The sequence below is a fragment of the Halobacillus sp. BBL2006 genome (assembly GCF_000786645.1).
Taxonomy (GTDB): Bacteria; Bacillota; Bacilli; order Bacillales; family Halobacillaceae; genus Halobacillus.
On the sequence record NZ_JRNX01000121.1, the window covers coordinates 1 to 3,205 of the forward strand.

2 protein-coding genes are annotated in these 3,205 nt (G+C 29.5%); one reads left to right on the forward strand and one right to left on the reverse strand.

What is annotated here, in order from left to right:
* Positions 1-19 precede the first annotated feature (19 nt).
* Entirely contained in the window at positions 20-2,596 is a 2,577-nt protein-coding gene (locus LD39_RS04455; protein ID WP_052158728.1) for a DUF262 domain-containing protein, read from the reverse strand.
* A gap of 337 nt (positions 2,597-2,933) precedes the next feature.
* On the opposite strand from LD39_RS04455, the gene LD39_RS21965 reads away from it, so the two are divergent.
* The coding region (locus LD39_RS21965) for an FRG domain-containing protein (RefSeq protein ID WP_156112564.1) at positions 2,934-3,205 on the forward strand (272 nt) is incomplete at its 3' end.

Consider the following 3,205-nt stretch of genomic DNA (forward strand, 5'->3'; position numbering starts at 1 on the left):
AATTAACTTGTTTCTTTTTTTAATTTAAAATTGCACCTTTTTTTCGGTTACAATCTTTATGAGCAAGTTGGAGATTTAAAAACTTATCTTTCCCCCCTATCCCTAATGGAATTCTATGGTCGACTTCAAGTTCATCAGATATAAAAATAGGAGCATTACATAAAGGGCAGGTATTGTTTTGTTTTTCCAGCAATCCTTTTTTCTCATCCATTGTTAAGGTTATTCTTCTTTTATCAATCTTGTATTTTTCTTTAAATTCATCGACCATTTCTTTATATTTTACTAACCCTAATCCATTTTGGTCTTGTGGAGTTAGAGACTTGGTATATTTGAACAAGTTAGCTATTTCTTTTTTCATCTCCAATCTATTTACTTTAACCATTTCAAAAGTAACATCTGAAAAAACGTACCATAATGCGTAAAATGATTGTAGTGTTCTTCTAGCTGTTTTTCTATGGCTCAAATAAAATAGAGTATCCAGTTCTTTCTTTAAGTATTCCTCTTGATTTTCGATTACATCTTTTTCAACCAACAATATTTTAAGTTTTCTTATAAAGGCTTCAACTCTATCAATACTTTTCAAGAAGGACTTTTTAATTGTCTCCTGTTCCGAGGCATTATTAAGCACTTTAGTAATTTCAGTTTTTGACTTTACTCTAAAGTTAATTTTGTCATTTCTCTGATAAATATCTAAATGGATATTTGAGTCAGGGTTTTCTCCGATGAAATCAAAGAAAGCCAAAGTGGTTATTAATTCTTCGTTTTCCATTCTAGTGTTTTGTTGACGAGAGTAAAACCAATCAGTATGCCTATTAGCTACTGTTCTGATTTTAGTTATTATTTCTATGTCAATGTAAGAATTCCACATTTCAAAAGTATTCTCTCTAATAGGGTAAGGTTTATTATTTAATCTTATAAACAAATCAATTGGGTCAAATTGTGGGTTTATTTTGGCATCTATTGTTACGAGTGATAAGTTAAAGTCCAGTATTTTCTCTTTTAATCCTTCGTTTAATTCGGAGTAAGAACTTCCATTTAGTTCATCCAATATCCTTAATTGATTTAATTTATATTTATCTTTTTCAGACTTAATTCTATTCCCAAGCTCATCTAAAAATTCTTCTCCAATAAATCCAAGGATTGACAATAGTCTTTGTTGGCCATCGACTACCTCTTGTATCCCATCTTTTCTCTTATAAATAAATATTGGTGGTAACTTTACACCTAATAAAATACTCTCAATTATTGCAGAAGATTTCATTTTATTGATTGACTCGCCTCTTTGGTAAGGAGGTCTTAATAAAAAGCGTTTTCTATTCATTAATCTACATATATCATCAATTGTGGTAGTACTAGCATCTGGCTTATTTAATCTTAGAGTTTCGTATTCTTCTATAATTTCTTTAGTATCTGGATTATTATCGGTCACATTTCTAATCTTTTTTTGTGTAATAGTATTGTTCTTAATATAGATTTCAAGATTAATATCGAACAACTCTTCAAAAAATGAAGCAGTACCAGTATATCTTTCTTTCATTTCTTTATAGAAATGGCTATTTTCAGTAGTGTATATATGAAGGTTCTCTTCAATAAAACTTACTAGTTTTTCTTTTGTGATTTTATTTGAAATACTATCTAAATTAATTCCTTCTTTTTCTAGTATTGTAAAAGCCCAGAACAGGCATTCAAATACCAATTTGTTATGTTCTACCTCATTACTGTCTAGTGCTAATCTCATCTCTTTAACTAATTTAACTTTTCTAATGAACTCCTCATATAACTGCTCTACGTCGGTAGTGTTATTACTCAGATTCTCAAAAAAACGTTGAATAACTTCTTTTCTACCTTTTAAGGTACTATAGTAGTTAATCGGTAAATTGTGAAGAACTAGAAACAATCGTACCTTTTGCATTGCTTTTTCTAAGGTAATGCCTTTGTTTCTAGTTTCTTTCTCCCTTTCGGAGAAGAAAAGGTCAAGTAAGTCTATATAATCTACTTCGTTTTCTTTGAATCTTTTCTTAAAGAAACTGGTCGTATCATCGTTTATATAAATAGCCTTTTCAATTTCTGCATTTTTAAGAGGAGTTATACCAGAGTTATACCGTCTGAAAATTTCTTTCTTTATTTGGTCTTCTTTTCTAGTATCTAGTTTCGGTTCGTTGATAACACTAAATTCAATAATTCTCAATTTTGTATCCCAAAACACATCTTGAAGATTTAAATCAAAGTCATCAAAACTTTTCTTCTTTAGGTCTGGGAAAACACTTAAACCTTTTTTAGTTAGATGAAAGGTATTATCTTTAAATCGTTTTATAGTTTCAAATCTTTGTCTTCCATCTATTACTTCAATATTCTTTCCAGTATTAAAAAAGACTAAGGGTGGAATCTCTGTGCCTAAAAGAATACTTTCAATAAAGTAACTAGCTTTATCAGTGTCCCATACGTAGTTTCTTTGGTAATATGGGTCGAAAACTGTATTTTTTGTCCTTCTTTCATTTGCAAATAGAGTTTCAATCGACATTACTTTAGATTCTATTTTCAAATGGTTTCTAAAAATTTCTTTTATTTCTTCATCTTTTAAAAATAGTTCAGCCATGTAAAAATACCCCTTAAATATTTATTTCCATCTCAACTTATTTCTACAAAATTCCTTAAATTCCCTTTTAATTATATAAATAATTCATTATTAAAATATTATTAAGGACTTATACACTTTACTGGCAGTGGCAGCTGTAAATTAATCTCTTACATAAGCAGACATTCTAAATTGAAACGACTAAACAGAATATAGGGAATTTTAAACATAAATTAAAAGAAGTATTAGATGAGCACAACCATTAGAGGGGAATTATGAATAAATCACCTTATTTTAATTACCCAATCTCTTTTCTTTTTTGCTATAATGTGGGAAAAAAGGATTGAGGTAATGCAAATTGCGTGAAGAAGTAATAGATTCGCTTTCACAATTTATTAGTCTTGTAAAGGAACTCGGAGATGATGGGTTTTCTTTTTATAGAGGTCAAGACTCTTTGGAAAAACAGGAACTTTTACCATCTCTTCTCAGGAAAGATAGTAATACTGGTAGAAATCTTTTTAGTCCTAAATGTGACCAGACTTTTATAAATACTTTTAAGTCAAGGGGAATTTCATATTTAAATTCTTTACCTGCTAATGACTGGGAATGGATGTCCACTGCACAGCACTT

Coding starts and splice junctions, on each gene's coding strand:
- LD39_RS04455 (WP_052158728.1), bottom strand. CDS start 2,596: ATGGCTGAACTATTTTTAAAAGATGAAGAAATAAAAGAAATTTTTAGA.